The sequence below is a fragment of the Citrobacter sp. Ct235 genome, assembly GCF_030332305.1.
In the GTDB taxonomy this organism is placed as follows: domain Bacteria; phylum Pseudomonadota; class Gammaproteobacteria; order Enterobacterales; family Enterobacteriaceae; genus Citrobacter_A; species Citrobacter_A telavivensis.
In genome coordinates, this window is sequence record NZ_JAOWIC010000049.1 from 296,266 (window position 1) to 321,003 (window position 24,738).

A 24,738-nucleotide genomic window follows, 5' to 3' on the forward strand; every position below is an offset into this window, starting at 1 on the left:
CGGCTTTTTACGCTATCGATTTTACTCGACAGGTTGAGGACGGGTCGGTCCGGCGGACGCATGATGCGTTGCGCTGTGACCGCCTGCGGCACCTTTGCCATCAAAGGCGAAAGCAGGGCGCTGCCAGTCACTGTGGCGCGACGCTTCCGGCACGTATTCCGGCGCAGGTGCGCGGGTCATCGGTGCGGTTGCATGGCTATGTTCAGCAACAGTTTCTGCTGCTATTGGTGTCGCGATTTCAGTGACCGGTGTAACGTCAACGGTTTCGGCGACCGGTGCAGGCATTGTTGGCGCTTCAATCGGTTCGGCGACCACTTCAGGCTCTGTAACTACTTCAGGTTCAACGGCAACAGGTTCAACGGCGACAGGTTCAACCGCCACAACGTCAGTTTCTTCCACCACCGTTTCGGGTTCTACCGCGACGATTTCAGACGTCTCTTCAACCTCCGAAGCGGTCTCCTGAGCTTCAGCGACCGGTTCTGCCTGAGCGGCAACCTCTTCGGCGACCGGGACATCGGCGTCGGTAATCACCTGCGGTTGCTCAACAACCGGGGCGGCAATCACTTCCGGATGCGAGGTCTCAACCACCGCTTCAGCCTGAACCTGTGCTTCTGTTGCTATCGTTTCAACTACCGTTTCAACAGTCGGTTCGACCGCGGCAACGGTTTCAACGACAGCGGCTACCGCTTGCGGTTCGGACACAACGGGTTGTGCCTGCACCTGTTCGATTTCCTGTGCTTCTGGCTGCGCGTCCTGAGGACGTGCTACCGGATAGCGGATCCACACTTTGCCGGACGCCATTTCCGGAGAAGCGCAAGCAACCGTCAACGGCATCGGTGACTGCAGCGGGTAACGCTCATCACGGTAACGACGACGACGCTGACCGCTCACGCGCAGATGGCGTGGGGAACGACGGGAACGACGCGGCATACCGGCGTTATCACGTGCTTCACCGTTGTCATCCTGCTCAGAGGCAACTTCTGTCACAACAGGCAATGGCACTTTCACCAGTTCAGTGCTTTGCGTCGGCGCAGTTTGTTCTACGACCGGTGCGGTCACGTTCTCTTCTGCGGCGGTTTCCACCACTTCCGCTTCAGAGGCATTGCTGGTGTAACGCACTTTCTGGCTCAGCTGACGCTGTTTACGGCGCGTCTGAGGCTGACGAACGCGCTCTTCTTGTTCTGTCTCCGGGGTCTGCTGCTCGTCAAGATTCAGCGCTTTCACTTCTTGCTGAGCCTGACGTTTGTCTTCGCTGCGACGGCGGTTGCGTTCGCGACGCGGTTGCTGCTGCTCATCACCGGACTTCACTTTATCCGCGGCGTCGGTAGACGGCTGACGGTTATCGCGGGTCTCGGTATTCTGCTGCGCGTTGCGGCGATTGCGGCGGTTCTCGTCGCGGTTTTCACCGCTCTCTGAACGTTCGCCACGATTATCGCGGTTATCACGGCTGTCACGACGTTCACTGCGATCGTTACGGTCGCGGCGGTTGTTCTGACGCTTACGGCGATCCTGCTGACGTTCCGGCTTCTCTGTAACGGTCGGTGCAGGCTGCTCGGCGGGTTTCGCTTCTTCGCTACCGCTGAACAGCGATTTCAGCGCACCAAAGAAACGGCTCAACAGGCCCGGTTCAGCAGGCGCTGTTGGCGCAACGACGGCCTTCGGCGCAGCGGCTTTCACTACCGGTTCGGCAGGCGTTGGCTCAGGCGGAACTTCCGGCATCGCAAAAGTGGCGAGGGCGGGTTGTTCCGGACGTTTACGTTCAGCGAACTCTTCTTCAGACGGTAACGCCATCGCTTCTTCATGCAGCTTCGGCAGCATGTAGCTCAGGGTCGGCGTCTCTTCGCCTTTACGCACGCGCAGCACGGAGTAGTGTGGCGTTTCCATCTGATCGTTTGGCACGATCACACAGCGCACGCCATCCTGACGGGTTTCAATCGCATTAACGGCTGTACGCTTTTCATTAAGCAGATAAGAGGCAATCGGTACAGGCACAATCGCGTGGACTTCCTGGGTATTCTCTTTCAGCGCTTCTTCTTCAATCAGACGCAGAATAGACAGGGACAGCGACTCGTTATCACGCACGGTGCCGGTGCCGCTACAGCGCGGGCAAACGTGATGGCTGGACTCGCCCAGCGACGGGCTCAGGCGCTGACGGGACATCTCCAGCAGGCCGAAGCGAGAAATATGGCTTATCTGAATACGCGCACGATCCTGACGAACGGCTTCACGCAGACGATTTTCCACCGCACGCTGATGGCGTACCGGGGTCATGTCGATGAAGTCGATAACAATCAGACCGCCGAGGTCGCGCAGACGCAACTGACGAGCGATCTCATCGGCCGCTTCCAGGTTAGTGTTAAACGCGGTTTCTTCGATATCGCCGCCGCGGGTTGCGCGAGCGGAGTTGATGTCGATGGCGGTTAACGCTTCAGTGCTGTCGATAACAATGGAGCCGCCGGAAGGTAGACGCACTTCACGCTGGAAGGCGGACTCAATCTGCGACTCAATCTGATAGTGGCTGAACAGCGGGATTTCACCGGTGTAGAGCTTAATTTTGCTGCTGAAATCGGGACGACCCAACGCCGCAATATGCTGGCGCGCCAGTTCGAGCACTTTCGGGTTATCGATGAGGATTTCACCGATATCCTGACGCAGATAGTCGCGGAAGGCGCGAACAATCACGTTGCTCTCCTGGTGGATCAGGAACGGAGCAGGGCGGCTTTCAGCCGCTTTCTGAATGGCTTCCCAGTGTTTCAGACGGAAGCTTAAGTCCCATTGCAGCGCGTCGGCAGATTTGCCGACGCCCGCGGTGCGCACGATAAGACCCATGCCATCAGGCAGTTCAAGACTTGCCAGCGCTTCTTTCAGTTCCGTACGGTCGTCGCCTTCGATGCGGCGAGAGATGCCACCCGCGCGCGGGTTGTTTGGCATCAGAACCAGATAGCTGCCCGCCAGGCTGATAAAAGTGGTCAGCGCAGCGCCTTTATTGCCGCGTTCTTCTTTATCAATTTGAACGATAACTTCCTGGCCTTCGCGCAGCACATCTTTGATGTTTGGACGACCATGAGCGTTGTAATTGGCGGGGAAATATTCGCGGGCAATTTCTTTTAACGGGAGGAAACCGTGACGTTCAGCGCCGTAATCAACAAAAGCGGCTTCCAGACTCGGTTCAATACTGGTGATTTTGCCTTTATAGATGTTCGCTTTTTTCTGTTCATGTCCAGGACTTTCAATATCCAGGTCGTACAGACGCTGCCCATCTACAAGGGCAACACGCAACTCTTCCTGCTGAGTTGCGTTGATTAACATTCTTTTCATCGTAACTTACTCATTATTCTTACATTGACGACTAAGCTGCGGGCAGAGTATTGCCTTTCCGGGTGTGAACCGATGGCCTCGTGTCTATTCGCGTCGCCAACCTCACGGTTATCGTCAGCTCAAAGAGGCGCAGAGTGTCGGTTGCCTGCGTTTCATACGGAAACGCAGCGCAATTATCAGGGGAACCGCCTGGGTATTACTCTCCAGAGAAGATCCGATCTACCGGTAAGGACTGCAACCCGCAGCCCGCTAACTGTCTGAAAGATCAATACGTCTTACGCCATTGCTGCGTGGATGATCGTTCGGACAAAATGGGTCTTTCCGTAAAATTCCTTGTTTTAACAAGATTCAGCACGGAAGCGGTGACATTATTCCACTGCTAACCTTGTTATAGCAAGATGACTTTTACCATTTATCACCCGCTTACTCACAGTTTTTTCACTTCTGCGCGGTGATTGGTTTAATAACCACCAAATCAGTCATGAAGCACGTGAGTGAAGAAGGATAAAGATAAATATAAGCATAGAAAAATGAGTGGCGCTAATCCTTATGGCTATTTAGAATCGGCCCCCATGAAAACAGAGACTCCATCCGTAAGAATAGTTGCTATTACTGCTGACGAAGCGGGGCAACGCATTGATAACTTTTTGCGCACGCAGCTCAAAGGCGTACCGAAAAGTATGATTTATCGCATTTTGCGTAAAGGCGAAGTGCGGGTGAATAAAAAACGCATCAAACCCGAATATAAACTGGAAGCGGGCGATGAAGTGCGTATTCCGCCAGTGCGCGTGGCTGAGCGTGAAGACGAGGCCGTTTCACCGCATCTGCAAAAAGTGGCGGCGCTGGCTGACGTCATCCTTTATGAAGACGACCATATCCTGGTGCTGAATAAACCGTCGGGAACCGCTGTGCATGGAGGGAGCGGGTTAAGCTTTGGCGTGATTGAGGGGTTACGTGCCCTGCGTCCTGAAGCCCGTTTCCTCGAACTGGTACACCGCCTTGACCGCGATACGTCTGGTGTGCTGTTGGTGGCGAAAAAACGATCGGCACTGCGTTCGCTGCATGAGCAACTGCGTGAAAAGGGGATGCAGAAAGATTATCTCGCTCTGGTACGCGGGCAGTGGCAGTCGCATGTCAAAACGGTTCAGGCACCTTTATTGAAAAACATTCTGCAAAGCGGCGAACGCATTGTGCGGGTGAATCAGGAAGGCAAACCGTCGGAAACGCGCTTTAAAGTAGAAGAGCGCTACGCCTTTGCTACGCTTGTTCGCTGTAGCCCGGTGACCGGCCGTACGCACCAGATCCGAGTCCACACCCAGTATGCGGGGCATCCAATTGCTTTTGACGATCGCTACGGTGACCGCGAGTTCGATAAACAACTGGCGGGAACCGGCTTATCGCGTCTGTTCCTGCATGCGGCAGCGCTGAAGTTCACCCATCCAGGTACCGGTGAGGTATTGCGCATCGAAGCGCCGATGGACGATCGGTTGAAGCGTTGCTTGCAGGCGTTACGTAAACCCGCCTGATTGCCGCGAACGCAACTTATCAGGCCTACAAATCATGCGTAGGCCTGATAAGCGTAGCGCCATCAGGCAAGACACGGTTATGCTTTGAGCGGGTTCATCTCTTCCCGACGTAACATCTGACACAGCGCGATCAGCGGCAAACCAATCAGCGTGTTGGGGTCGCGACCTTCCAACCGTTCAAAGAGAGCAATCCCCAGTCCTTCGCTTTTAAAACTCCCTGCGCAGTGTAGCGGGCGCTCTTTGCGCACGTAGTCTTCAATTTCCGTCTCGCTGAGATGGCGGAAATGAACGTCAAACGGCTCCACCTCCGTCTGTAAATGTCCCGTCGCAGAGTTATACAGCGCCAGACCAGTATAGAACGTAATGATATTGCCGCTGGCTTTGGCGAGCTGCTGGCAGGCTTTCTCTTCCGTTAAGGGTTTACCGGTGATCTCGCCGTCCAGCACGCATACCTGATCGGAACCAATAATAAGATGTGCAGGGAAACGGTGAGCCAGTGACTGTGCTTTCTCCTGCGCAAGGCGAGTGACTAAGTGGCGAGGACTCTCCGCGGGCATTGGCGTTTCGTCTACCTCAGGGGCCGCGCATTCAAAGGGCATCGCCAGTTTTTCCAGCAGGGCGCGGCGCCAGGGAGATGTGGAGGCAAGAATGAGATTAGGCATATTTTTTCCACCAGATATAGCGTATTGATGAGAGCCATTTTAAACTATGCTCTTCGTCCTTCAGGTATGCCACTTTGGCGTCACCTGAGCGAAAATAAGTCTGTAAACCGCAATGTGTGCGAATTATTGGCAAAAGGCAACCGCAGGCTGCCTTTTTCTTTGACTATATGACGTTACAAAGTTAATATGCGCGCCCTATGCAAAAGGTAAAATTACCCCTGACTCTTGATCCGGTTCGTACGGCTCAAAAACGCCTCGATTATGAAGGTATCTATACTTCTGATCTGGTAGAGCGCGTCGCCGATTCTGTAGTCAGTGTGGACAGTGATGTGGAATGCTCCATGTCGTTCGCTATCGATAACCAACGTCTTGCCGTTATTACCGGTGATGCAAAGGTTTCGGTAACGCTCGAATGTCAGCGTTGCGGGAAGCCGTTTCCTTATCATGTTCACACAACGTATTGTTTCAGTCCGGTTCGTTCTGACGAACAGGCTGAAGCACTCCCGGAAGCGTATGAGCCGATTGAGGTTAACGAATTCGGTGAAATCGATCTGCTTGCAATGGTGGAAGATGAAATTATCCTCTCCTTGCCGGTAGTTCCGGTGCATGATTCTGAACACTGTGAAGTGTCCGAGGCGGACATGGTCTTTGGTGAACTGCCTGATGAAGCGCAAAAACCAAACCCATTTGCCGTATTAGCCAGCTTAAAGCGTAAGTAATTGAGGAGTAAGGTCCATGGCCGTACAACAGAATAAACCAACCCGTTCCAAACGTGGCATGCGTCGTTCTCATGACGCTCTGACCGCAGTCACCAGCCTGTCTGTAGACAAAACTTCTGGTGAAAAACACCTGCGTCACCACATCACTGCCGACGGTTACTACCGTGGCCGCAAGGTAATCGCTAAGTAATCACGCATCCGCGTGATGAAGCTTAGTGAGGAACTTCCCCGTTGCTACGGGGAAATACCAAACCAGGCGGCGAAACGACTTTGACACGTCTAACCCTGGCGTTAGATGTCATGGGGGGCGATTTTGGCCCTTCCGTGACAGTGCCTGCAGCATTGCAGGCACTGAATTCTAATTCACAACTCACACTTCTTTTAGTCGGGGATCCCGATACAATCACGCCATTACTCGCTAAAGCTGACTTTGAACAACGTTCGCGTCTGCAGATTATCCCTGCACAGTCAGTTATCGCCAGTGATGCCCGGCCTTCGCAGGCAATCCGCGCCAGTCGCGGTAGCTCGATGCGTGTGGCGCTGGAACTCGTGAAAGAAGGGCGAGCACAAGCCTGTGTCAGCGCCGGGAATACCGGGGCGCTCATGGGACTTGCAAAATTATTGCTCAAACCGCTGGACGGTATTGAGCGTCCTGCGTTGGTGACGGTTTTACCTCACCAGCAGAAAGGAAAGACGGTGGTCCTCGATTTGGGGGCAAATGTCGATTGCGACAGCAACATGCTGGTGCAATTTGCCATTATGGGCTCGGTGCTTGCGGAAGAAGTGGTCGGTATCAACAACCCTCGCGTGGCCTTGCTCAACATCGGTGAAGAAGAAACCAAGGGTCTCGACAGTATTCGGGATGCTTCTGTGGTGCTAAAAACAATCCCTTCCATCAATTACATCGGCTATCTTGAAGCCAATGAGTTATTGACGGGGAAAACGGATGTTCTGGTATGTGATGGTTTTACAGGCAATGTCACATTAAAGACGATGGAAGGTGTTGTCAGAATGTTCCTTTCACTGCTGAAATCTCAGGGTGAGGGTAAAAAACGGTCGTGGTGGCTGCTGATATTAAAACGTTGGTTACAAAAAAGCCTGGCGAGGCGATTCAGTCACCTCAACCCCGACCAGTATAATGGCGCCTGTCTGTTAGGATTGCGCGGCACGGTGATAAAAAGTCATGGTGCAGCCAATCAGCGAGCGTTTACCGTCGCGATTGAACAGGCAGTGCAGGCGGTGCAGCGACAAGTTCCTCAGCGAATTGCCGCTCGCCTGGAATCTGTATACCCAGCTGGATTTACAATGCTGGACGCTGGCAATGGCGACACATCACAGCCACACTGATTACGGTGTGGCGTGAGAGCCCCAGCCTCTTAGCCGTTGTGATGCGCGGTATATAACCAAAAAGTGACTGAGCGTACATGTATACAAAGATTATTGGTACTGGCAGCTATCTGCCTGAACAGGTGCGGACTAACGCCGATCTGGAAAAAATGGTCGATACGTCTGACGAGTGGATTGTCACCCGTACAGGTATCCGTGAACGCCATATTGCTGCGCCGAATGAAACCGTCTCAACGATGGGTTTTGAGGCGGCCCAACGCGCGCTGGAAATGGCAGGCATTGATAAAGAACAGATTGGCTTGATTGTGGTGGCGACCACCTCAGCGACACATGCTTTCCCCAGCGCAGCATGCCAGATTCAGAACATGCTGGGTATCAAAGGTTGTCCGGCGTTTGACGTCGCCGCAGCATGCGCCGGCTTTACTTACGCGTTGAGCGTCGCCGATATGTACGTTAAATCCGGCGCGGTTAAACACGCGCTGGTGATCGGTTCCGATGTTCTGGCGCGCACCTGCGATCCGACCGATCGTGGAACCATCATTATTTTTGGCGATGGTGCGGGTGCCGTGGTGCTGAGCACTTCCGACAAGCCGGGCATCATCTCTACCCACCTGCATGCTGACGGTCGCTATGGCGAACTGCTGACGCTGCCGAATGCCGATCGTGTGAATCCGGAAAATTCGATTCATCTGACGATGGCGGGCAATGAAGTGTTCAAAGTGGCGGTTACTGAACTGGCGCACATCGTCGACGAGACGCTGGAGGCCAATAACCTTGACCGCTCCGAACTCGACTGGCTGGTTCCGCACCAGGCTAACCTGCGTATCATCAGCGCGACGGCCAAAAAGCTGGGCATGTCAATGGACAATGTGGTGGTGACACTGGACAGGCACGGCAACACGTCCGCGGCCTCCGTCCCTTGCGCGTTGGATGAAGCCGTGCGTGACGGACGTATTAAAGAAGGTCAGCTTGTGTTGCTTGAAGCCTTTGGCGGTGGATTCACCTGGGGCTCCGCGCTGGTTCGTTTCTAGTATAAGGATTTAAACATGACGCAATTCGCATTTGTGTTCCCTGGACAGGGTTCCCAGACCGTTGGAATGTTAGCCGATATGGCGGCAAGTTACCCCATCGTCGAAGAGACTTTCGCTGAAGCTTCTGCGGCGCTGGGCTATGACCTGTGGGCGTTGACCCAGCAGGGGCCGGCTGAAGAGCTGAACAAGACCTGGCAGACGCAGCCTGCGCTGTTAGCCGCGTCTGTTGCGCTGTATCGCGTCTGGCAGCAACAGGGCGGTAAAGCACCAGTGCTGATGGCGGGTCATAGCTTGGGTGAATACTCTGCGCTGGTTTGTGCCGGTGTCATTAATTTTGCTGATGCAGTGCGTCTGGTTGAACTGCGTGGTAAATTCATGCAGGAAGCGGTTCCGGAAGGCACCGGCGGCATGTCTGCTATCATCGGTCTTGATGATGCGTCCATTGCGAAAGCCTGTGAAGACGCGGCAGAAGGCCAGGTCGTCTCACCGGTGAACTACAACTCGCCGGGTCAGGTCGTTATTGCCGGGCATAAAGAAGCCGTTGAGCGTGCTGGTGCAGCCTGTAAAGCTGCCGGTGCGAAACGTGCGCTGCCGTTACCGGTGAGCGTACCGTCTCACTGTGCGCTGATGAAGCCGGCGGCGGAAAAACTGGCGGCGGAATTAGCTAAAATACCCTTTAACGCGCCGTCTGTACCGGTTATTAACAACGTGGATGTGAAGTGCGAAACTGACGCGAACGCCATTCGCGATGCACTGGTGCGCCAGTTGTACAGTCCGGTACAGTGGACGAAGAGCGTCGAATTAATGGCGTCGCAGGGTGTCGAACACCTGTATGAAGTGGGACCGGGTAAAGTCCTCACGGGCCTGACGAAACGTATTGTTGATACCCTGACGGCCTCGGCTCTGAACGAACCGGCGGCGATGTCGGCGGCACTTGCGCAATAAAAGAGGAACACCATGAGTTTTGAAGGAAAAATCGCGCTGGTTACCGGTGCAAGTCGCGGTATTGGCCGCGCAATTGCAGAGACGCTCGTTGCCCGTGGCGCGACCGTTATCGGTACCGCGACCAGCGAAAGTGGCGCTCAGGCCATTAGCGATTACTTAGGTGCGAAGGGTAAAGGTCTGATGTTGAATGTGACTGATCCTGCATCTATCGAATCTGTTCTGGAAAAAATTCGCGCAGAATTTGGTGAAGTGGATATCCTGGTTAATAATGCCGGTATCACACGTGATAACCTGCTGATGCGAATGAAAGATGATGAGTGGAACGATATTCTCGAAACCAATCTTTCATCAGTTTTCCGCCTGTCAAAAGCGGTAATGCGCGCTATGATGAAAAAACGTCATGGGCGGATTATCACTGTCGGTTCTGTGGTTGGTACCATGGGAAATGCGGGTCAGACTAACTACGCTGCGGCGAAAGCGGGTCTGATCGGCTTCAGTAAATCGCTGGCGCGCGAAGTTGCGTCCCGCGGTATTACGGTGAACGTTGTTGCTCCGGGCTTTATTGAAACGGACATGACGCGTGCGCTGACTGATGAGCAGCGTGCGGGTACGTTGGCGGCAGTTCCTGCAGGTCGTCTTGGCGATCCGAAAGAGATCGCCAGTGCGGTTGCATTTTTAGCCTCTGACGAAGCAGGTTACATCACGGGTGAGACTTTGCACGTCAACGGCGGGATGTATATGGTTTAACCACGAGATACGCAAAATCATCCAAATTGTATCAAGGCGGCAAGACCGAAAAGCCTGCGAGCATAGATGACTATGTGACCAGGCATTGAGGATGCAGCCAACACAGAGACAATTTGAAGGGTGACGCGTAGAAAAATATTTGCGTTATTATAGGTCTTGGCCTCAAAATAACGTAAAATCGTGGTAAGACCTGCCGGGATTTAGTTGCAAATTTTTCAACATTTTATACACTACGAAAACCATCGCGAAAGCGAGTTTTGATAGGAAATTTAAGAGTATGAGCACTATCGAAGAACGCGTTAAGAAAATTATCGGCGAACAGCTGGGCGTTAAGCAGGAAGAAGTTACCAACAATGCTTCTTTCGTTGAAGACCTGGGCGCAGATTCTCTTGACACCGTTGAGCTGGTAATGGCTCTGGAAGAAGAGTTTGATACTGAGATTCCGGACGAAGAAGCTGAGAAAATCACCACCGTTCAGGCTGCCATTGATTACATCAACGGCCACCAGGCGTAAGTGAACATCTCCAGGCGGTCATTCGACCGCCTGAGTTTTATCTTTTTGTCCCACTTGAATCAATTATCCCTCCCTGGAGGACAACCGTGTCTAAGCGTCGTGTAGTTGTGACCGGACTGGGCATGTTGTCTCCTGTCGGCAATACCGTAGAGTCTACCTGGAAAGCTCTCCTTGCCGGTCAGAGTGGCATCAGCCTGATCGACCATTTCGATACTAGCGCCTATGCAACGAAATTTGCTGGCTTAGTAAAGGATTTTAACTGTGATGACATTATCTCGCGCAAAGAACAGCGCAAGATGGATGCCTTCATACAATATGGAATTGTTGCAGGCTGGCAGGCCATGCAGGATTCTGGCCTTGAAGTAACGGAAGAGAACGCATCCCGTATTGGCGCCGCTATCGGCTCTGGTATTGGCGGTCTCGGACTGATTGAAGAAAACCATAGTTCTCTGGTGAACGGTGGACCGCGTAAAATCAGCCCATTCTTCGTTCCGTCGACGATTGTTAACATGGTGGCAGGTCACCTGACCATCATGTATGGCCTGCGTGGGCCGAGCATCTCTATCGCGACCGCCTGCACCTCAGGCGTACATAACATCGGTCAAGCCGCGCGTATCATTGCATACGGCGATGCGGACGCGATGGTCGCGGGCGGTGCTGAAAAAGCCAGTACGCCACTGGGCGTAGGCGGCTTTGGCGCAGCACGTGCGCTGTCTACCCGCAATGAAAACCCGCAAGCAGCCAGCCGCCCGTGGGACAAAGAGCGCGATGGCTTTGTACTGGGTGACGGTGCGGGCATGGTCGTACTGGAAGAGTATGAGCATGCAAAAGCGCGCGGTGCAAAAATTTATGCTGAAGTCGTTGGCTTCGGGATGAGCAGTGACGCTTACCACATGACGTCACCGCCGGAAAACGGTGCTGGCGCGGCCCTGGCGATGGTCAACGCGCTGCGTGATGCGGCAATTGAACCGGGTCAGATTGGTTACGTTAACGCCCACGGGACATCCACGCCGGCTGGCGATAAAGCGGAAGCGCAGGCTGTTAAATCCGTCTTTGGCGATGCGGCAAGCCGAGTGATGGTGAGTTCCACTAAGTCCATGACCGGTCACCTGCTGGGTGCAGCGGGCGCGGTAGAGTCGATTTATTCTATCCTGGCGCTGCGCGATCAGGCTGTTCCGCCGACCATCAACCTGGATAACCCGGATGAAGGTTGTGATCTGGACTTCGTTCCTCACGAAGCGCGTCAGGTCAGCGGAATGGAGTACACGCTGTGTAACTCCTTCGGTTTCGGTGGAACTAACGGTTCATTGATCTTTAAAAAGGTCTGACCGCCGTTCTGCTTCCTGGCTAAAAGAGGTCCGCTTGTCGGGCCTTTTTTATTGCGTGCACTTCCCTTGTCCTGCGCCATCCATCCTGCGACACTAACGTGCCACTCATAAGGAGCCACTATGTTCTTGATCAATGGCCGTGAACAGGAATCTCTTCCCGCAAGCGATCGCGCTATCCAGTTTGGCGATGGTTGTTTTACCACTGCGCGTATTCTCGACGGCGCGGTTTCGCTGCTGGCGGCGCATCTGCGGCGTTTGCAGGTGGCCTGCACGACATTGCAGATCGCCTTTGATGACTGGGACGCGCTTGAACGGGAAATGACCACGCTGGCCGCTGGTCATTCGCGCGCGGTTCTGAAGGTGATCATCAGTCGTGGCAGTGGGGGACGAGGATACAGCGGCGCGAATTGCCATGACAGCACCCGCATTCTCTCCGTCTTTGCGTATCCACAACATTATGACCTCTGGCGCGAGCAGGGGATCGTGCTCGCCTTAAGCCCGGTTCGTCTGGGCCGCAACCCTCTGCTCGCCGGTATTAAGCACCTGAACCGTCTCGAACAGGTGCTGATCCGCTCTCATCTTGAGCAGACGGACGCCGATGAGGCGCTGGTTCTTGACAGCGAGGGCTGGGTTACGGAATGCTGTGCGGCTAATTTATTCTGGCGAAAAGACAATGTGGTCTACACGCCGCGCCTCGATCAGGCGGGAGTGAACGGTATTATGCGACAATTCTGTATCCGGAAACTGGCACAATCGTCTTTTCAGGTTGTCGAAACGAATGCCCGCGAAGAAGCGCTGCAACATGCCGATGAAATTGTGGTCTGTAATGCGCTGATGCCGATCGCGCCTGTTCGGGCTTATGCCGCTAACACGTTGTCTTCACGTGCATTATTTGAGTTTCTGGCCCCATTGTGTGAGCATCCGAATTAGTCATGAAAAAATTGTTTCGTGTTGTCCTTTTACTGGTCGTTGTATTGGGCATTGCCGCAGGCGCGGGAATGTGGAAAGTTCGCCATCTGGCGGACAGTAAAATCCTGATTACAGAAGAGACCATTTTTACCCTCAAACCGGGAACCGGTCGTCTGGCCCTGGGCGAGCAACTGTATGCGGATCGGGTCATTAATCGTCCTCGTGTGTTTCAATGGCTGCTACGGGTCGAGCCGGATCTTTCCCACTTTAAGGCGGGAACCTATCGTTTAATGCCGGGCATGAGCGTGCGCGAGATGCTGCAACTGCTGGAAAGCGGGAAAGAGGCACAGTTCCCTCTACGACTGGTGGAAGGCATGCGGTTAAGTGATTATCTCAAGCAACTGCGTGACGCGCCGTACATCAAACACACTCTGAGTGATGATAACTACGAAACCGTCGCAAAAGCGCTGGGCCTGGAGAATACAGAGGAGCTGGAAGGTTGGTTCTGGCCTGATACCTGGATGTATACCGCCAACACCACAGATATTGCCTTGCTCAAGCGCGCGCATCAAAAGATGGTGAAGGCGGTTGAGCGCATCTGGGAAGGGCGAGTGGAAGGGTTGCCCTATAAAGATCAAAATCAACTGGTAACGATGGCCTCGATCATTGAGAAAGAGACGGCCATTGCCAGCGAACGCGATCGGGTCGCCTCCGTCTTTATTAACCGCCTGCGCGTCGGGATGCGTCTGCAAACCGATCCTACCGTGATCTACGGGATGGGGGAGCGTTATAATGGCAAGATCTCGCGCGCGGACCTGGAGACGCCAACGGCCTATAATACCTACACTATCACCGGGCTCCCGCCGGGACCCATTGCGATGCCAGGTGAAGCCTCGTTGAAAGCGGCGGCGCACCCGGCTAAAACACCGTATCTCTATTTTGTGGCCGACGGTAAAGGCGGCCATACTTTTAATACTAATCTTGCCAGCCATAACCGGTCGGTGCAGGACTACCTGAAAGTGCTTAAGGAAAAAAATGCGCAGTAATTATATCGTCATCGAGGGGCTGGAAGGCGCCGGAAAAACGACCGCAAAAAATGTTGTGGTTGAGACGCTTGAACAACTCGGTATTCGCGACATGGTTTTTACCCGCGAGCCGGGCGGTACACAGCTGGCAGAAAAACTGCGTAGCCTGGTGCTGGATATCCGTTCGGTCGGTGACGAAACCATTACCGTAAAGGCCGAAGTGCTGATGTTTTACGCCGCGCGCGTGCAACTGGTTGAAACGGTGATCAAACCTGCGCTCGAAGAGGGTAAATGGGTGATTGGCGACCGTCACGACCTGTCCACACAGGCGTATCAGGGCGGTGGGCGTGGGGTCGATCAGCAGATGCTGGCGACGCTGCGCGATGCCGTGCTGGGGGACTTTCGCCCGGATTTAACGCTTTACCTGGACGTCACGCCAGAGGTGGGTCTGAAACGCGCCCGTGCCCGCGGTGAACTGGACCGCATCGAACAGGAATCGTTTGATTTCTTCAATCGTACCCGCGCCCGCTATCTGGAGCTCGCAGCCCAGGATCCCAGCATCCGGACAATTGATGCGACGCAACCGCTGGATACCGTGATGAACGATATCCGTACCACCATCACCGAGTGGGTGAAGGAGCAGGGCGAATGAAATGGTATCCATGGTTACGACCTGATTTCGAAAAACTGGTAGCCAGCTATCAGGCGGGAAGGGGTCACCATGCGCTACTGATTCAGGCTTTACCGGGGATGGGCGACGACGCATTGATCTATGCGCTGAGCCGTTATCTGCTTTGCCAGCAACCGGAAGGGCACAAAAGCTGTGGTCACTGCCGTGGCTGCCAGTTGATGCAGGCAGGCACGCATCCGGATTACTATTCTCTGTTCCCTGAAAAAGGGAAAAACACGCTGGGCATTGATGCGGTACGTGAAGTGAGTGAAAAACTGTATGAGCGTGCGCGGCTGGGCGGAGCAAAAGTGGTCTGGATCCCGGATGCGGCACTGATGACGGATGCCGCTGCCAATGCGCTGCTTAAAACGCTGGAAGAACCGCCCGCGCAAACCTGGTTCTTTCTCGCCAGTCGTGAACCCGCGCGATTACTGGCGACACTGCGTAGCCGATGCCGTTTACACCATCTCGCGCCACCGGCGGAACAGTACGCGGTATCGTGGCTTGCGCGAGAAGTGACAGCGTCACAAGACGCGTTATTGACCGCGTTGCGCCTGAGCGCCGGTTCTCCGGGCGCGGCGCTGACATTACTGGACGCCGAAAGTTGGTCCCAGCGCGACGCGCTGTGTCAGGCGCTGGCAAGCAGCATCCCTGCGGGTGACTGGTATTCATTATTGACGGTGCTGAATCACGAACAGGCGCCTGCCAGACTACACTGGCTGGCGACATTAATGATGGATGCGCTTAAACGTCAGCACGGGGCCACCGCGATGACCAACGCGGATGCCGGGCAACTTATCGCCACGATTGCCGGCCAGTTGTCTCAGATGCGTATTCAGGCAATCCTTAACGCCATTTGCCACTGTCGCGAACAGCTGCTTAACGTGACCGGAATAAACCGTGAACTGGTGTTAACCGATCTTCTTCTGCAAATCGAACATTATCTGCAACCAGGCACCGTGTTGCCTGTTCCCCACCTGTAAGAGAAACATTATGTTTTTAGTCGACTCGCACTGCCATCTTGATGGCCTGGATTATCAATCTCTGCATAAGGATGTGGATGACGTGCTGGCGAAGGCGGCCGCGCGCGATGTGAAATTCTGTCTGGCGGTGGCAACGACGCTGCCGGGATACCGCGGCATGCGGGAACTGGTTGGTCAGCGCGATAACGTCGTTTTCTCCTGCGGCGTGCATCCGCTAAATCAGGACGAACCCTATGATGTGGAAGAACTGCGTCATCTGGCGGCTGACGAGGGTGTTGTGGCGATGGGAGAGACGGGGCTGGACTATTTTTATACCCCTGAGACGAAAGTGCGCCAGCAGGAGTCGTTCATTCAGCATATCCAGATCGGTCGTGAACTGAACAAGCCGGTTATCGTCCACACGCGCGATGCCCGCGTTGATACGCTGGCGATTCTTCGCCATGAAAACGTGACGGATTGTGGCGGCGTACTACACTGTTTTACAGAAGACAGAGAAACGGCGGGTAAACTACTGGATCTGGGCTTTTATATCTCCTTTTCCGGCATTGTGACCTTCCGTAATGCTGAACAGTTACGTGACGCCGCGCGGTATGTGCCGCTGGATCGACTGCTGGTGGAGACGGATTCCCCGTATCTCGCGCCGGTGCCGCATCGGGGGAAAGAGAACCAGCCTGCGATGGTTCGCGACGTGGCAGAATACATGGCCGTATTGAAAGGTGTGGCGGTTGAAGAACTGGCGCAGATAACCACCGACAACTTTGCCCGCCTGTTCCATATCAACGCTTCCCGTCTGCAGTCAGCCTCGTAGTTGAGTTTTTTTAAAGCTCGTAATTAATAATTAAAGCGAGTAAAGTTCACCGCCACAAAGTGGGCGGTGAATGAGCAATCTGACACATTCTGATACCCTTTTTGGCAAAATGTGCAACTTGATGCGCTCTCCAGAGTTGAAACGTGATAGCCGTCAAACTATATTTCGCCGATTTATTTTACTCTGTGTAATAAATAAAGGGCACTTAGATGCCCTGTCCACGGCGGGGTTCTCCCCCCTCGCCAATGCGTGTGAACGTAGAAAGCACAAATACTCAGGAGCACTCTCAATTATGTTTAAGAATGCATTTGCTAACCTGCAAAAGGTCGGTAAATCGCTGATGCTGCCGGTATCCGTATTGCCTATCGCAGGTATCCTGCTGGGCGTCGGTTCCGCAAACTTCAGCTGGCTGCCAGCCGTTGTATCGCACGTGATGGCAGAAGCCGGCGGTTCTGTTTTTGCAAACATGCCGCTGATTTTCGCTATTGGTGTCGCGCTTGGCTTTACCAACAATGATGGCGTTTCGGCTCTGGCTTCGGTTGTCGCCTATGGCATCATGGTGAAAACCATGGCTGTGGTCGCGCCGCTGGTTCTGCATTTACCTGCTGAAGAAATCGCAGCAAAACACCTTGCGGATACGGGTGTACTCGGGGGGATTATCTCCGGTGCGATTGCAGCGTACATGTTTAACCGCTTCTACCGTATCAAGCTGCCTGAGTATCTGGGCTTCTTTGCTGGTAAGCGCTTCGTGCCGATCATTTCTGGTCTGGCGGCGATCTTTACCGGTGTGGTCCTGTCCTTCATTTGGCCGCCGATCGGTACTGCTATCCAGACGTTCTCTCAGTGGGCTGCTTACCAGAACCCGGTCGTGGCGTTCGGTATTTACGGCTTCATTGAACGCTGCCTGGTACCGTTTGGTCTGCACCATATCTGGAACGTTCCTTTCCAGATGCAGATTGGCGAGTACACCAACGCGGCAGGTCAGGTCTTCCACGGCGATATTCCTCGCTACATGGCGGGCGACCCGACTGCGGGTATGTTGTCTGGCGGCTTCCTGTTCAAAATGTATGGTCTGCCGGCTGCTGCCATTGCTATCTGGCACTCCGCTAAACCAGAAAACCGCGCCAAAGTGGGCGGCATCATTATCTCCGCAGCGCTGACCTCGTTCCTGACCGGTATCACCGAGCCGATCGAGTTCTCCTTCATGTTCGTTGCGCCGATCCTGTACGTTATCCATGCGATTCTGGCTGGGCTGGCGTTCCCGATCTGTATCCTGCTGGGTATGCGTGACGGTACGTCGTTCTCACACGGTCTGATCGACTTTATCGTGCTGTCCGGTAACAGCAGCAAGCTGTGGTTGTTCCCGATTGTTGGTGCGGGCTATGCGATTGTTTACTACACCATCTTCCGCGTGCTGATTAAAGCGCTGGATCTGAAGACTCCGGGTCGTGAAGATAATACCGACGACGCGAAAGCGGGCGCGACCAGTGAAATGGCACCGGCGCTGATTGCGGCGTTTGGGGGTAAAGAAAACATCACTAACCTGGATGCGTGCATTACCCGTCTGCGCGTCAGCGTGGCTGACGTGGCGAAAGTGGATCAGGCTGGCCTGAAGAAACTGGGTGCGGCAGGTGTGGTGGTTGCCGGTTCCGGTGTTCAGGCGATTTTCGGTACGAAGTCCGATAACCTGAAAACTGAGATGGATGAATACATCCGTAACAGCTAAGACCGAATAAGTTGGGGAGAACTAAGGCAGCCAAATGGCTGCCTTTTTTACATTCTGGAACATCTGATGACGCGCTGATAACCGGGTAAAGCGCCAACGCCGTCATCGACAGGGCGATCAGAACTGATAGTTTGCGGTGATGCTCACGTTGCGCGGCTCACCATAAACAATCGATCCTTCGACGTTGGTGTCGTAGGTTTTATCGAACAGGTTGTTGACGTTACCCTGCACAGAGAAGTTTTTGGTCACCTGGTAGCGGGTGAACAGATCCACCAGCGCGTAACTGCCTTGTTCAGCGCGGAAGGTGCCGTATGGCGTCGCGGTGTCGGTGTACACGCGGTTCTGCCAGTTCACGCCGCCGCCCACGGTCAGGTCGGGCATTACCGGCAGACGGTAGCTGGTGAACAGCTTGACGCTGGTACGCGGCAGATTCGGATTGACGGCGTTGCCTTCATTATCTTCCGCAACGTACCGCGTTGCGCCAAAGGTCATCTGCCAGTTATCGGTGATCGCCCCGTTAACTTCGAATTCAACCCCTTTGCTGACGGTTCCGTTCGCCGTTTTATACGCGATATCGCCATTGGAACCCGGAATTGGGGCACCTGTCGACTGGGCAACGTTATCCTGCTCAATGCGGAACACGGCGAGGGTGGTGGTCAGTCGGCTGTTCATCCAGTCGGACTTCAGACCTACCTCATAGTTGTTGCCGGTGACCGGCGTGAGGTATTTCCCGCTGCTGTCGCGTTTGTTCTGCGGCTGGAAGATGGAGGTGTAGCTGGCGTAAGTTGACCAGTTATCATTGATGTCGTAAACCAGACCGGCATATGGCGTGGTGTGGTTTTTCTCCATGCTGTAGCTCAGGGTATCGACACGCCAGTTGGTGTAGCGCGCGCCGAGGATCAGGTGCAGCGGGTCAGCCAGCGAAATACGCGTCGCAGCGTACAGCGACTTCATGTGCGTGGTGTCGTCCTGGGCCAGCGACTGGGGTGCCCAGTCGGTTTGCGGGAAGTTGCCATTGAAGTTATTGAAACTGCCAATCTCAGCCGGGAAGACGTTTGCCCAGGAGCTGAAATAGCGGTTGTTCTGTTTGCTGTAGCTGCCGCCAAACATCAGGTTGTGCTGACGACCGAACAGGTCATAACCACCGTCGGCAAAGAGATCCAGCGCATCAACCTTACGCTTGCCGCTGTTCCAGCCCGTGCCGCCAACGTAGTCATAGCCCGGTCCGTAGCTGCCGTAAGGACCGACCAGCATGCCATCTGCCTTATTCACGTACGCATCGACATACATCGTTTTACTGTCGAATTTGATTTCTGAGTGGGTCGCATTCATCGTCGCCTGCCAGGTGTCGGCAAAACGCTGTTTGAGTGTGACAAAGACTTTGTTGATCTCTTTATCGTTATACGCCCAGTCTGGCGCGGTGCTGCGGGCGCGGTCGTAGCTGTTTTTGCTGCCGTCGGTATTCCAGCGTGGCAGACCACCCCAGGTAGGGCTGTCCACTTTGATTTTCTGATATTCATAGCCGGCGGCAAGGCTGGTGGTTTCACCCAGGTCAGCATCAATAATGCCCGAGAAGAAGTTTTTCTCGCTGTGATAGCGATCGAGCCAGGAGTCGTTGTCCTGATAACCCGCCACAATGCGTGCGCGCACATTACCGTCATCGGTGAGCGGACTTTGCAGATCCATCACGTAGCGCTGTTTGTTCCAGCTGCCATATTCCGCCGATACATTGCCTTTGAACTCACGACTGGTCGCGTGTTTACGGATCATATTGATGGAGGCCGACGGGTTGCCCGTGCCGGTCATCAGGCCGTTTGAGCCGCGCACCACTTCCACGCGCTCGTAGAGTGCCATATCGGTGAGGGCATCACCCAGATTCCAGCGGGATTCGAAATAGGTCGGAATACCATCGACCATATAGTTATCAATCTGGAAACCACGGGAGAAGTAGCTGACGCGGTCAGAGTCCGCCTGGCTTTTGCTGATCCCGAGCGTGCTGTCCATCACGTCGCCCAGCGTTTGCAACTGCTGATCATCCATGCGTTGCTCGCTGATGATGCTGACCGACTGCGGAATATCGCGTTGGGTCATCATCATTTTGGTTCCGGCGGTAGTGGATTTGACGCTGTAATCCCGTTCGTCACTGTCCGAGGTGGTCGTTGGCGCAGAACCGTCGACAATGACGGTCTCTTCTGGCGTGGTCGCCGCGAAACTCATGGATGGCATCAGTGCCATAGCGATGCAGGCTGCCAGCAACGATGGTGTTGCAGCAGCCTGACATTGTTCATCCCTGTTGTGTGTTGTGAAAGACATCAGAAAGCCCTTAATCGTGAACGAGTCCTGGCTCAGGCCGTAAGAGGTGGCGATGAGCCCCTTTTTATTTTTCTAACCATTAAATGCGCATGAAAATGCAAATGCGAAATATACGCATTCATATTATCTCTGTAAACAGATGTAACTTGCTTTCTGAAATCTTGTTTCACTACTTTTTTGCGCAGGAGAGGGGACAAATGGCGATAAGCGCATCACTGAGGCGATTTTTTGCTTAAGAAATCGTGGGTTAAGGTTGAAAGAGCGGGGTTAAGTCGCTAATACTCTATACTCGCAGTGTGGCTCAGCGTAGCATGACATCACGCATGGCTATTTTTAGAAAAGGAAAACGTCGTGGCAGAAGAGACTATATTCAGCAAGATTATTCGTCGTGAAATCCCTTCCGATATCGTTTACCAGGATGACCTGGTGACGGCATTCCGGGATATTTCACCGCAGGCGCCTACACACATTCTGATCATCCCCAACGTTCTGATCCCGACGGTTAATGATGTTACCGCTGAGCATGAGCAAGCGCTGGGACGGATGATTACCGTTGCGGCAAAAATTGCCGAACAGGAAGGCATTGCCGAAGATGGCTACCGCTTGATCATGAACACCAATCGTCATGGCGGCCAGGAGGTGTATCACATCCATATGCATCTGTTGGGCGGTCGCGCGCTTGGTCCTATGCTCGCGCACAAAGGGCTGTAATGATGATCAGAGGATGCATTGCGCTTTCGCTGGGTCTGCTCTTACTTGCCGGGTGCCGTTCTCATCCTGAGATCCCGGTAAGCGATGAGCAGTCGCTGGTGATGGAGTCGACGCTACTGGCGGCGGGGATCACCGCGCAAGAGCCGACGTTGACCACGTCTGATATTCAGCCCTCTGCATCCTCAACGCTGTATAACGAAAGGCAAGAACCCGTTACCGTTCATTATCGCTTTTACTGGTATGACGCCAGAGGGCTGGAGATGCACCCTCTGGAAGCGCCACGCAGCGTGACGATACCGGCGCATTCGTCGGTCACGTTGTATGGCAGCGCCAATTATCTGGGGGCGCACAAAGTCAGACTTTATCTTTATTTGTAAGGGGTGAATCTTGAAGACAAAAATGAGTCGCTACGCATTGATAGCCGCGCTGGCGATGTTCCTGTCCGGTTGTGTGGTGCAACGTGAACCTGCACCGGTTGATGAGGTGAAACCCACACCGGAACAGCCCGCGCAGCCGCAAGAACCCGCTCCGGGGGTACCTTCGGTTCCCACGATCCCGGGACAGCCGGGTCCTATTGAACATGAAGATCAGACCGCGGCACCGGCACCGCGCATACGTCATTACGACTGGAATAGCGCGATGCAGCCGATGGTAGGCAAAATGCTGCAGGCCGACGGTGTCACGGCGGGGAGCGTACTGCTGGTCGATAGCGTCAATAACCGCACTAACGGTTCGCTGAACGCAGGCGAAGCCACTGAAACGCTGCGTAATGCGCTGGCGAACAATGGCAAATTTACCCTGGTCTCCGCGCAACAGCTGTCGCTGGCAAAACAGCAGTTAGGGCTGTCGCCGCTGGACAGTCTGGGAACGCGCAGTAAAGCGATTGGTATTGCCCGTAACGTCGGCGCGCACTATGTGTTGTATTCCAGTGCTTCGGGTAACGTCAACGCGCCATCGCTGCAAATGCAATTAATGCTGGTACAAACTGGCGAGATAATCTGGTCAGGTAAAGGTGCCGTTCAGCAGCAATAACATACCAGGGCGCGACGCAGTGCTGTTGCGCTACTTTCCGCACTATCGTCCCGTCGCCGAAGGCCAGCGTGGTCTTAGCGGCGGGAGCGTGATTATTGAAAACTCAACCCAGCGGCTGGTTCTTCGCCGTCATCACGATCCCGATGCGCCGCAAGCGCATTTTTTACGCCAGTATCACGCCTTATCGCGGTTACCTGAACACCTTGCGCCGAAGCCGCGTTTTTATATACCCGGCTGGATGGTGGTGGACTACGTCCCTGGTGAGATAAAATCGGGGCTGCCGGATGCCGACGAACTGGCGGGCTTACTGTATTATCTTCATCAGCAGCCTCGCTTCGGCTGGCGTATCCATCTGCTACCGTTGCTGGAGCAATACTGGCAGGGGAGCGATCCGGCACGACGAACCCCGAACTGGCTGAGAGCGCTGAAACGTCTGCGCAAGCAGCGCGAGCCGCGTCCGCTGCGCCTCGCGCCGCTGCATATGGATGTCCATGCCGCGAACATCGTTCACGGCCCAGCAGGCCTGCGGCTGATTGACTGGGAATACGCCGGGGACGGCGATATCGCCCTTGAGCTGGCGGCGGTGTGGGTGGAGGATGTTCAGCAACACTGGCAACTGGTGCAGGCCTATGCCGTTCGCGCGCGCATGGACGGGCAACAATTATGGCAACAGGTCAGACGCTGGTATTCGTGGATACTGATGCTGAAGGCCGGTTGGTTTGAATACCGCTGGCAACAGACCGGCGAACGACAATTTATCAGTCTGGCTGATGCAACCTGGCGGCAGCTGGCAACGAAGGATTAAGGAGAGCAGTGTGGGTCCAGTAATGTTGGATGTCGAAGGGTTTGAGCTGGATGCGGAAGAGCGGGAGATTCTGGCTCATCCGCTGGTGGGCGGTTTGATTCTGTTTGCGCGCAATTACCACGACCCGGCGCAGTTACGTGAACTGGTGCGCCAGATCCGCGCGGCGTCGCACAACCATCTGGTGGTCGCCGTCGATCAGGAAGGTGGGCGCGTACAGCGTTTCCGTGAAGGATTTACCCGGCTGCCAGCCGCGCAGTCCTTTGCGGCGCTGCACGGGCTGGAAGAGGGCGGCAGGCTGGCAGAAGAGGCCGGATGGCTGATGGCCAGTGAAATGATCGCGATGGACATCGATATCAGCTTTGCGCCGGTGTTGGATGTCGGGCATATCAGCGCCGCCATTGGTGAACGTTCTTATCATGCTGACCCACTCAACGCGCTGGCGATGGCGACCCGTTTTATTGACGGCATGCATGCGGCGGGAATGAAAACCACCGGCAAACATTTCCCGGGCCACGGCGCGGTTACCGCGGATTCGCATAAAGAGACGCCGACCGATCTGCGTCCTGAAGCGGAAATTCGTGCAAAAGATATGTCGGTTTTCCGTACGCTAATCTCGGAAAACAAGCTGGACGCCATCATGCCGGCGCACGTCATTTACAGCGCTGTCGATCCGCGTCCGGCGAGCGGATCCCCGCACTGGCTGAAAACGGTTTTGCGCCAGGAGCTAGGTTTTGACGGCGTTATTTTCTCTGATGACCTGTCGATGGAAGGGGCGGCAATCATGGGCAGCTATGCCGAGCGCGGGCAGGCATCGCTGGACGCGGGTTGTGATATGATTCTGGTCTGCAATAATCGTAAAGGGGCGGTCAGTGTGTTAGATAATCTGTCGCCGATCAATGCAGAGCGTGTTACACGTTTGTATCATAAAGGTTCATTTTCGCGTCAGGAACTGATGGACACGGCACGCTGGAAAACTGTCAGCGCGCAGCTCAACCAGTTACATGAACGCTGGCAGGAAGAGAAAGCAGGTCATTAACGCACGTTTGGTGAGGATGCGATGATTATCTATTTACACGGTTTCGACTCCAGCAGTCCGGGAAACCACGAAAAAGTCTTGCAGCTGCAGTTTATCGACCCGGACGTCAGACTGATTAGCTACAGCACGCGTCATCCGAAACATGACATGCAGCATCTGCTGAAAGAAGTGGACAAAATGTTGCAGCTCAATGTTGATGAGCGTCCGTTGATTTGCGGCGTTGGCCTCGGCGGCTACTGGGCTGAACGCATTGGTTTTCTTTGTGATGTTCGCCAGGTGGTGTTTAATCCGAACCTGTTCCCGTATGAAAATATGGAAGGCAAGATCGATCGTCCGGAAGAGTATGCGGATATTGCGACCAAGTGTGTGACCAATTTCCGCGAGAAAAATCGCGATCGTTGCCTGGTCATTCTCTCGCGTCATGACGAAGCCCTGAACAGTCAGCGCGCTTCTGAAGAGCTACACCATTTCTATGAGATCGTGTGGGACGAAGAGCAGACGCATAAGTTTAAGAATATTTCGCCGCACCTGCAGCGAATCAAGGCGTTTAAGACATTGGGCTAAAAGCTGTGTCAGCCGGAAT

Annotated in this window: 24 protein-coding genes; 21 read left to right on the top strand and 3 right to left on the bottom strand. The window is 54.3% G+C overall.

All coding sequences use genetic code 11. The annotated features are described in order from the left end of the window. Positions 1-21: 21 nt before the first annotated feature. Positions 22-3,318 (bottom strand): ribonuclease E, encoded by a 3,297-nt coding sequence (gene rne / locus OGY35_RS18535; protein WP_286633088.1) that lies wholly within the window; start codon positions 3,316-3,318, stop codon positions 22-24. Between the two features lie 572 nt (positions 3,319-3,890). On the opposite strand from rne, the gene rluC reads away from it, so the two are divergent. Further along, a complete protein-coding gene (rluC, locus tag OGY35_RS18540) occupies positions 3,891-4,844 on the top strand; it encodes a 23S rRNA pseudouridine(955/2504/2580) synthase RluC (protein ID WP_178823139.1) in 954 nt (317 codons plus the stop codon). A gap of 77 nt (positions 4,845-4,921) precedes the next feature. Here rluC and OGY35_RS18545 read toward each other — a convergent pair whose 3' ends face one another. Further along, positions 4,922-5,506 carry a Maf family protein gene (locus OGY35_RS18545; RefSeq protein ID WP_042319634.1) on the bottom strand — a complete coding sequence of 195 codons (585 nt, stop codon included), beginning with the start codon at positions 5,504-5,506 and terminating at the stop codon, positions 4,922-4,924. A gap of 197 nt (positions 5,507-5,703) precedes the next feature. On the opposite strand from OGY35_RS18545, the gene yceD reads away from it, so the two are divergent. From yceD to ptsG, 14 genes are all read left to right on the top strand, one after another. Further along, a complete protein-coding gene (gene yceD / locus OGY35_RS18550) occupies positions 5,704-6,225 on the top strand; it encodes a 23S rRNA accumulation protein YceD (RefSeq protein WP_152405074.1) in 522 nt (173 codons plus the stop codon). Positions 6,226-6,241: 16 nt separating this feature from the next. After that, positions 6,242-6,415, top strand: coding sequence for a 50S ribosomal protein L32 (gene rpmF / locus OGY35_RS18555; RefSeq protein WP_000290727.1), 174 nt, complete (start codon positions 6,242-6,244; stop codon positions 6,413-6,415). Positions 6,416-6,495: 80 nt separating this feature from the next. Further along, positions 6,496-7,572: a phosphate acyltransferase PlsX gene (gene plsX / locus OGY35_RS18560; protein ID WP_072015706.1), complete on the top strand. Its 1,077-nt coding sequence runs from the start codon at positions 6,496-6,498 to the stop codon at positions 7,570-7,572. 77 nt (positions 7,573-7,649) lie between these two features. Beyond that, positions 7,650-8,603: a beta-ketoacyl-ACP synthase III gene (gene fabH / locus OGY35_RS18565; RefSeq protein ID WP_046479400.1), complete on the top strand. Its 954-nt coding sequence runs from the start codon at positions 7,650-7,652 to the stop codon at positions 8,601-8,603. A gap of 15 nt (positions 8,604-8,618) precedes the next feature. Continuing rightward, positions 8,619-9,548 (top strand): ACP S-malonyltransferase, encoded by a 930-nt coding sequence (gene fabD / locus OGY35_RS18570; protein ID WP_178824999.1) that lies wholly within the window; start codon positions 8,619-8,621, stop codon positions 9,546-9,548. Between the two features lie 12 nt (positions 9,549-9,560). After that, entirely contained in the window at positions 9,561-10,295 is a 735-nt protein-coding gene (fabG, locus tag OGY35_RS18575; RefSeq protein WP_042319622.1) for a 3-oxoacyl-ACP reductase FabG, read from the top strand. A gap of 277 nt (positions 10,296-10,572) precedes the next feature. Then, a complete protein-coding gene (acpP, locus tag OGY35_RS18580; RefSeq protein WP_000103754.1) occupies positions 10,573-10,809 on the top strand; it encodes an acyl carrier protein in 237 nt (78 codons plus the stop codon). An 86-nt stretch (positions 10,810-10,895) separates the two neighbouring features. Further along, positions 10,896-12,137: a beta-ketoacyl-ACP synthase II gene (gene fabF, locus OGY35_RS18585; RefSeq protein ID WP_152405072.1), complete on the top strand. Its 1,242-nt coding sequence runs from the start codon at positions 10,896-10,898 to the stop codon at positions 12,135-12,137. Between the two features lie 120 nt (positions 12,138-12,257). After that, a complete protein-coding gene (gene pabC / locus OGY35_RS18590) occupies positions 12,258-13,067 on the top strand; it encodes an aminodeoxychorismate lyase (protein WP_286633089.1) in 810 nt (269 codons plus the stop codon). Positions 13,068-13,069: 2 nt separating this feature from the next. Further along, the gene (gene yceG, locus OGY35_RS18595; protein ID WP_286633090.1) at positions 13,070-14,092 is read left to right on the top strand and encodes a cell division protein YceG; all 1,023 of its coding nucleotides are present in this window, start codon (positions 13,070-13,072) and stop codon (positions 14,090-14,092) included. Then, on the top strand, positions 14,082-14,723 hold the full coding sequence (gene tmk / locus OGY35_RS18600; protein WP_178828241.1) for a dTMP kinase: 642 nt from the start codon (positions 14,082-14,084) through the stop codon (positions 14,721-14,723). Before yceG ends, tmk begins: the two co-directional genes overlap by 11 nt. Next, on the top strand, positions 14,720-15,724 hold the full coding sequence (gene holB / locus OGY35_RS18605) for a DNA polymerase III subunit delta' (RefSeq protein ID WP_286633091.1): 1,005 nt from the start codon (positions 14,720-14,722) through the stop codon (positions 15,722-15,724). Before tmk ends, holB begins: the two co-directional genes overlap by 4 nt. 10 nt (positions 15,725-15,734) lie before the next feature. Beyond that, positions 15,735-16,532 (top strand): metal-dependent hydrolase, encoded by a 798-nt coding sequence (locus OGY35_RS18610; protein ID WP_286633092.1) that lies wholly within the window; start codon positions 15,735-15,737, stop codon positions 16,530-16,532. 292 nt (positions 16,533-16,824) lie between these two features. Then, positions 16,825-18,258 (top strand): PTS glucose transporter subunit IIBC, encoded by a 1,434-nt coding sequence (ptsG, locus tag OGY35_RS18615; protein WP_286633093.1) that lies wholly within the window; start codon positions 16,825-16,827, stop codon positions 18,256-18,258. Between the two features lie 117 nt (positions 18,259-18,375). Here ptsG and fhuE read toward each other — a convergent pair whose 3' ends face one another. Continuing rightward, the gene (gene fhuE, locus OGY35_RS18620) at positions 18,376-20,571 is read right to left on the bottom strand and encodes a ferric-rhodotorulic acid/ferric-coprogen receptor FhuE (RefSeq protein WP_286633094.1); all 2,196 of its coding nucleotides are present in this window, start codon (positions 20,569-20,571) and stop codon (positions 18,376-18,378) included. A gap of 351 nt (positions 20,572-20,922) precedes the next feature. Here fhuE and hinT point away from each other — a divergent pair, with 351 nt between their 5' ends. Genes hinT through ycfP form a run of 6 tightly spaced genes read left to right on the top strand, consistent with a single transcriptional unit; the run spans position 20,923 to position 24,719 of the window. Next, positions 20,923-21,282 carry a purine nucleoside phosphoramidase gene (hinT, locus tag OGY35_RS18625; RefSeq protein WP_046479571.1) on the top strand — a complete coding sequence of 120 codons (360 nt, stop codon included), beginning with the start codon at positions 20,923-20,925 and terminating at the stop codon, positions 21,280-21,282. Positions 21,283-21,284: 2 nt separating this feature from the next. Continuing rightward, the gene (locus OGY35_RS18630) at positions 21,285-21,659 is read left to right on the top strand and encodes a YcfL family putative periplasmic lipoprotein (protein WP_152406350.1); all 375 of its coding nucleotides are present in this window, start codon (positions 21,285-21,287) and stop codon (positions 21,657-21,659) included. 22 nt (positions 21,660-21,681) lie between these two features. Next, positions 21,682-22,314: a penicillin-binding protein activator LpoB gene (gene lpoB / locus OGY35_RS18635; protein ID WP_286633705.1), complete on the top strand. Its 633-nt coding sequence runs from the start codon at positions 21,682-21,684 to the stop codon at positions 22,312-22,314. Further along, positions 22,295-23,119 carry a thiamine kinase gene (gene thiK, locus OGY35_RS18640; RefSeq protein ID WP_286633095.1) on the top strand — a complete coding sequence of 275 codons (825 nt, stop codon included), beginning with the start codon at positions 22,295-22,297 and terminating at the stop codon, positions 23,117-23,119. Before lpoB ends, thiK begins: the two co-directional genes overlap by 20 nt. Positions 23,120-23,129: 10 nt before the next feature. Then, positions 23,130-24,155 carry a beta-N-acetylhexosaminidase gene (nagZ, locus tag OGY35_RS18645; RefSeq protein ID WP_286633096.1) on the top strand — a complete coding sequence of 342 codons (1,026 nt, stop codon included), beginning with the start codon at positions 23,130-23,132 and terminating at the stop codon, positions 24,153-24,155. A 21-nt stretch (positions 24,156-24,176) separates the two neighbouring features. Continuing rightward, positions 24,177-24,719: an alpha/beta hydrolase YcfP gene (ycfP, locus tag OGY35_RS18650; protein WP_152405063.1), complete on the top strand. Its 543-nt coding sequence runs from the start codon at positions 24,177-24,179 to the stop codon at positions 24,717-24,719. Positions 24,720-24,738 lie beyond the last annotated feature (19 nt).

Coding starts and splice junctions, on each gene's coding strand:
- rne (WP_286633088.1), bottom strand. CDS start 3,318: ATGAAAAGAATGTTAATCAACGCAACTCAGCAGGAAGAGTTGCGTGTT.
- rluC (WP_178823139.1), top strand. CDS start 3,891: ATGAAAACAGAGACTCCATCCGTAAGAATAGTTGCTATTACTGCTGAC.
- OGY35_RS18545 (WP_042319634.1), bottom strand. CDS start 5,506: ATGCCTAATCTCATTCTTGCCTCCACATCTCCCTGGCGCCGCGCCCTG.
- yceD (WP_152405074.1), top strand. CDS start 5,704: ATGCAAAAGGTAAAATTACCCCTGACTCTTGATCCGGTTCGTACGGCT.
- rpmF (WP_000290727.1), top strand. CDS start 6,242: ATGGCCGTACAACAGAATAAACCAACCCGTTCCAAACGTGGCATGCGT.
- fabH (WP_046479400.1), top strand. CDS start 7,650: ATGTATACAAAGATTATTGGTACTGGCAGCTATCTGCCTGAACAGGTG.
- fabD (WP_178824999.1), top strand. CDS start 8,619: ATGACGCAATTCGCATTTGTGTTCCCTGGACAGGGTTCCCAGACCGTT.
- fabG (WP_042319622.1), top strand. CDS start 9,561: ATGAGTTTTGAAGGAAAAATCGCGCTGGTTACCGGTGCAAGTCGCGGT.
- acpP (WP_000103754.1), top strand. CDS start 10,573: ATGAGCACTATCGAAGAACGCGTTAAGAAAATTATCGGCGAACAGCTG.
- pabC (WP_286633089.1), top strand. CDS start 12,258: ATGTTCTTGATCAATGGCCGTGAACAGGAATCTCTTCCCGCAAGCGAT.
- yceG (WP_286633090.1), top strand. CDS start 13,070: ATGAAAAAATTGTTTCGTGTTGTCCTTTTACTGGTCGTTGTATTGGGC.
- tmk (WP_178828241.1), top strand. CDS start 14,082: ATGCGCAGTAATTATATCGTCATCGAGGGGCTGGAAGGCGCCGGAAAA.
- holB (WP_286633091.1), top strand. CDS start 14,720: ATGAAATGGTATCCATGGTTACGACCTGATTTCGAAAAACTGGTAGCC.
- OGY35_RS18610 (WP_286633092.1), top strand. CDS start 15,735: ATGTTTTTAGTCGACTCGCACTGCCATCTTGATGGCCTGGATTATCAA.
- ptsG (WP_286633093.1), top strand. CDS start 16,825: ATGTTTAAGAATGCATTTGCTAACCTGCAAAAGGTCGGTAAATCGCTG.
- fhuE (WP_286633094.1), bottom strand. CDS start 20,571: ATGTCTTTCACAACACACAACAGGGATGAACAATGTCAGGCTGCTGCA.
- OGY35_RS18630 (WP_152406350.1), top strand. CDS start 21,285: ATGATCAGAGGATGCATTGCGCTTTCGCTGGGTCTGCTCTTACTTGCC.
- lpoB (WP_286633705.1), top strand. CDS start 21,682: ATGAGTCGCTACGCATTGATAGCCGCGCTGGCGATGTTCCTGTCCGGT.
- ycfP (WP_152405063.1), top strand. CDS start 24,177: ATGATTATCTATTTACACGGTTTCGACTCCAGCAGTCCGGGAAACCAC.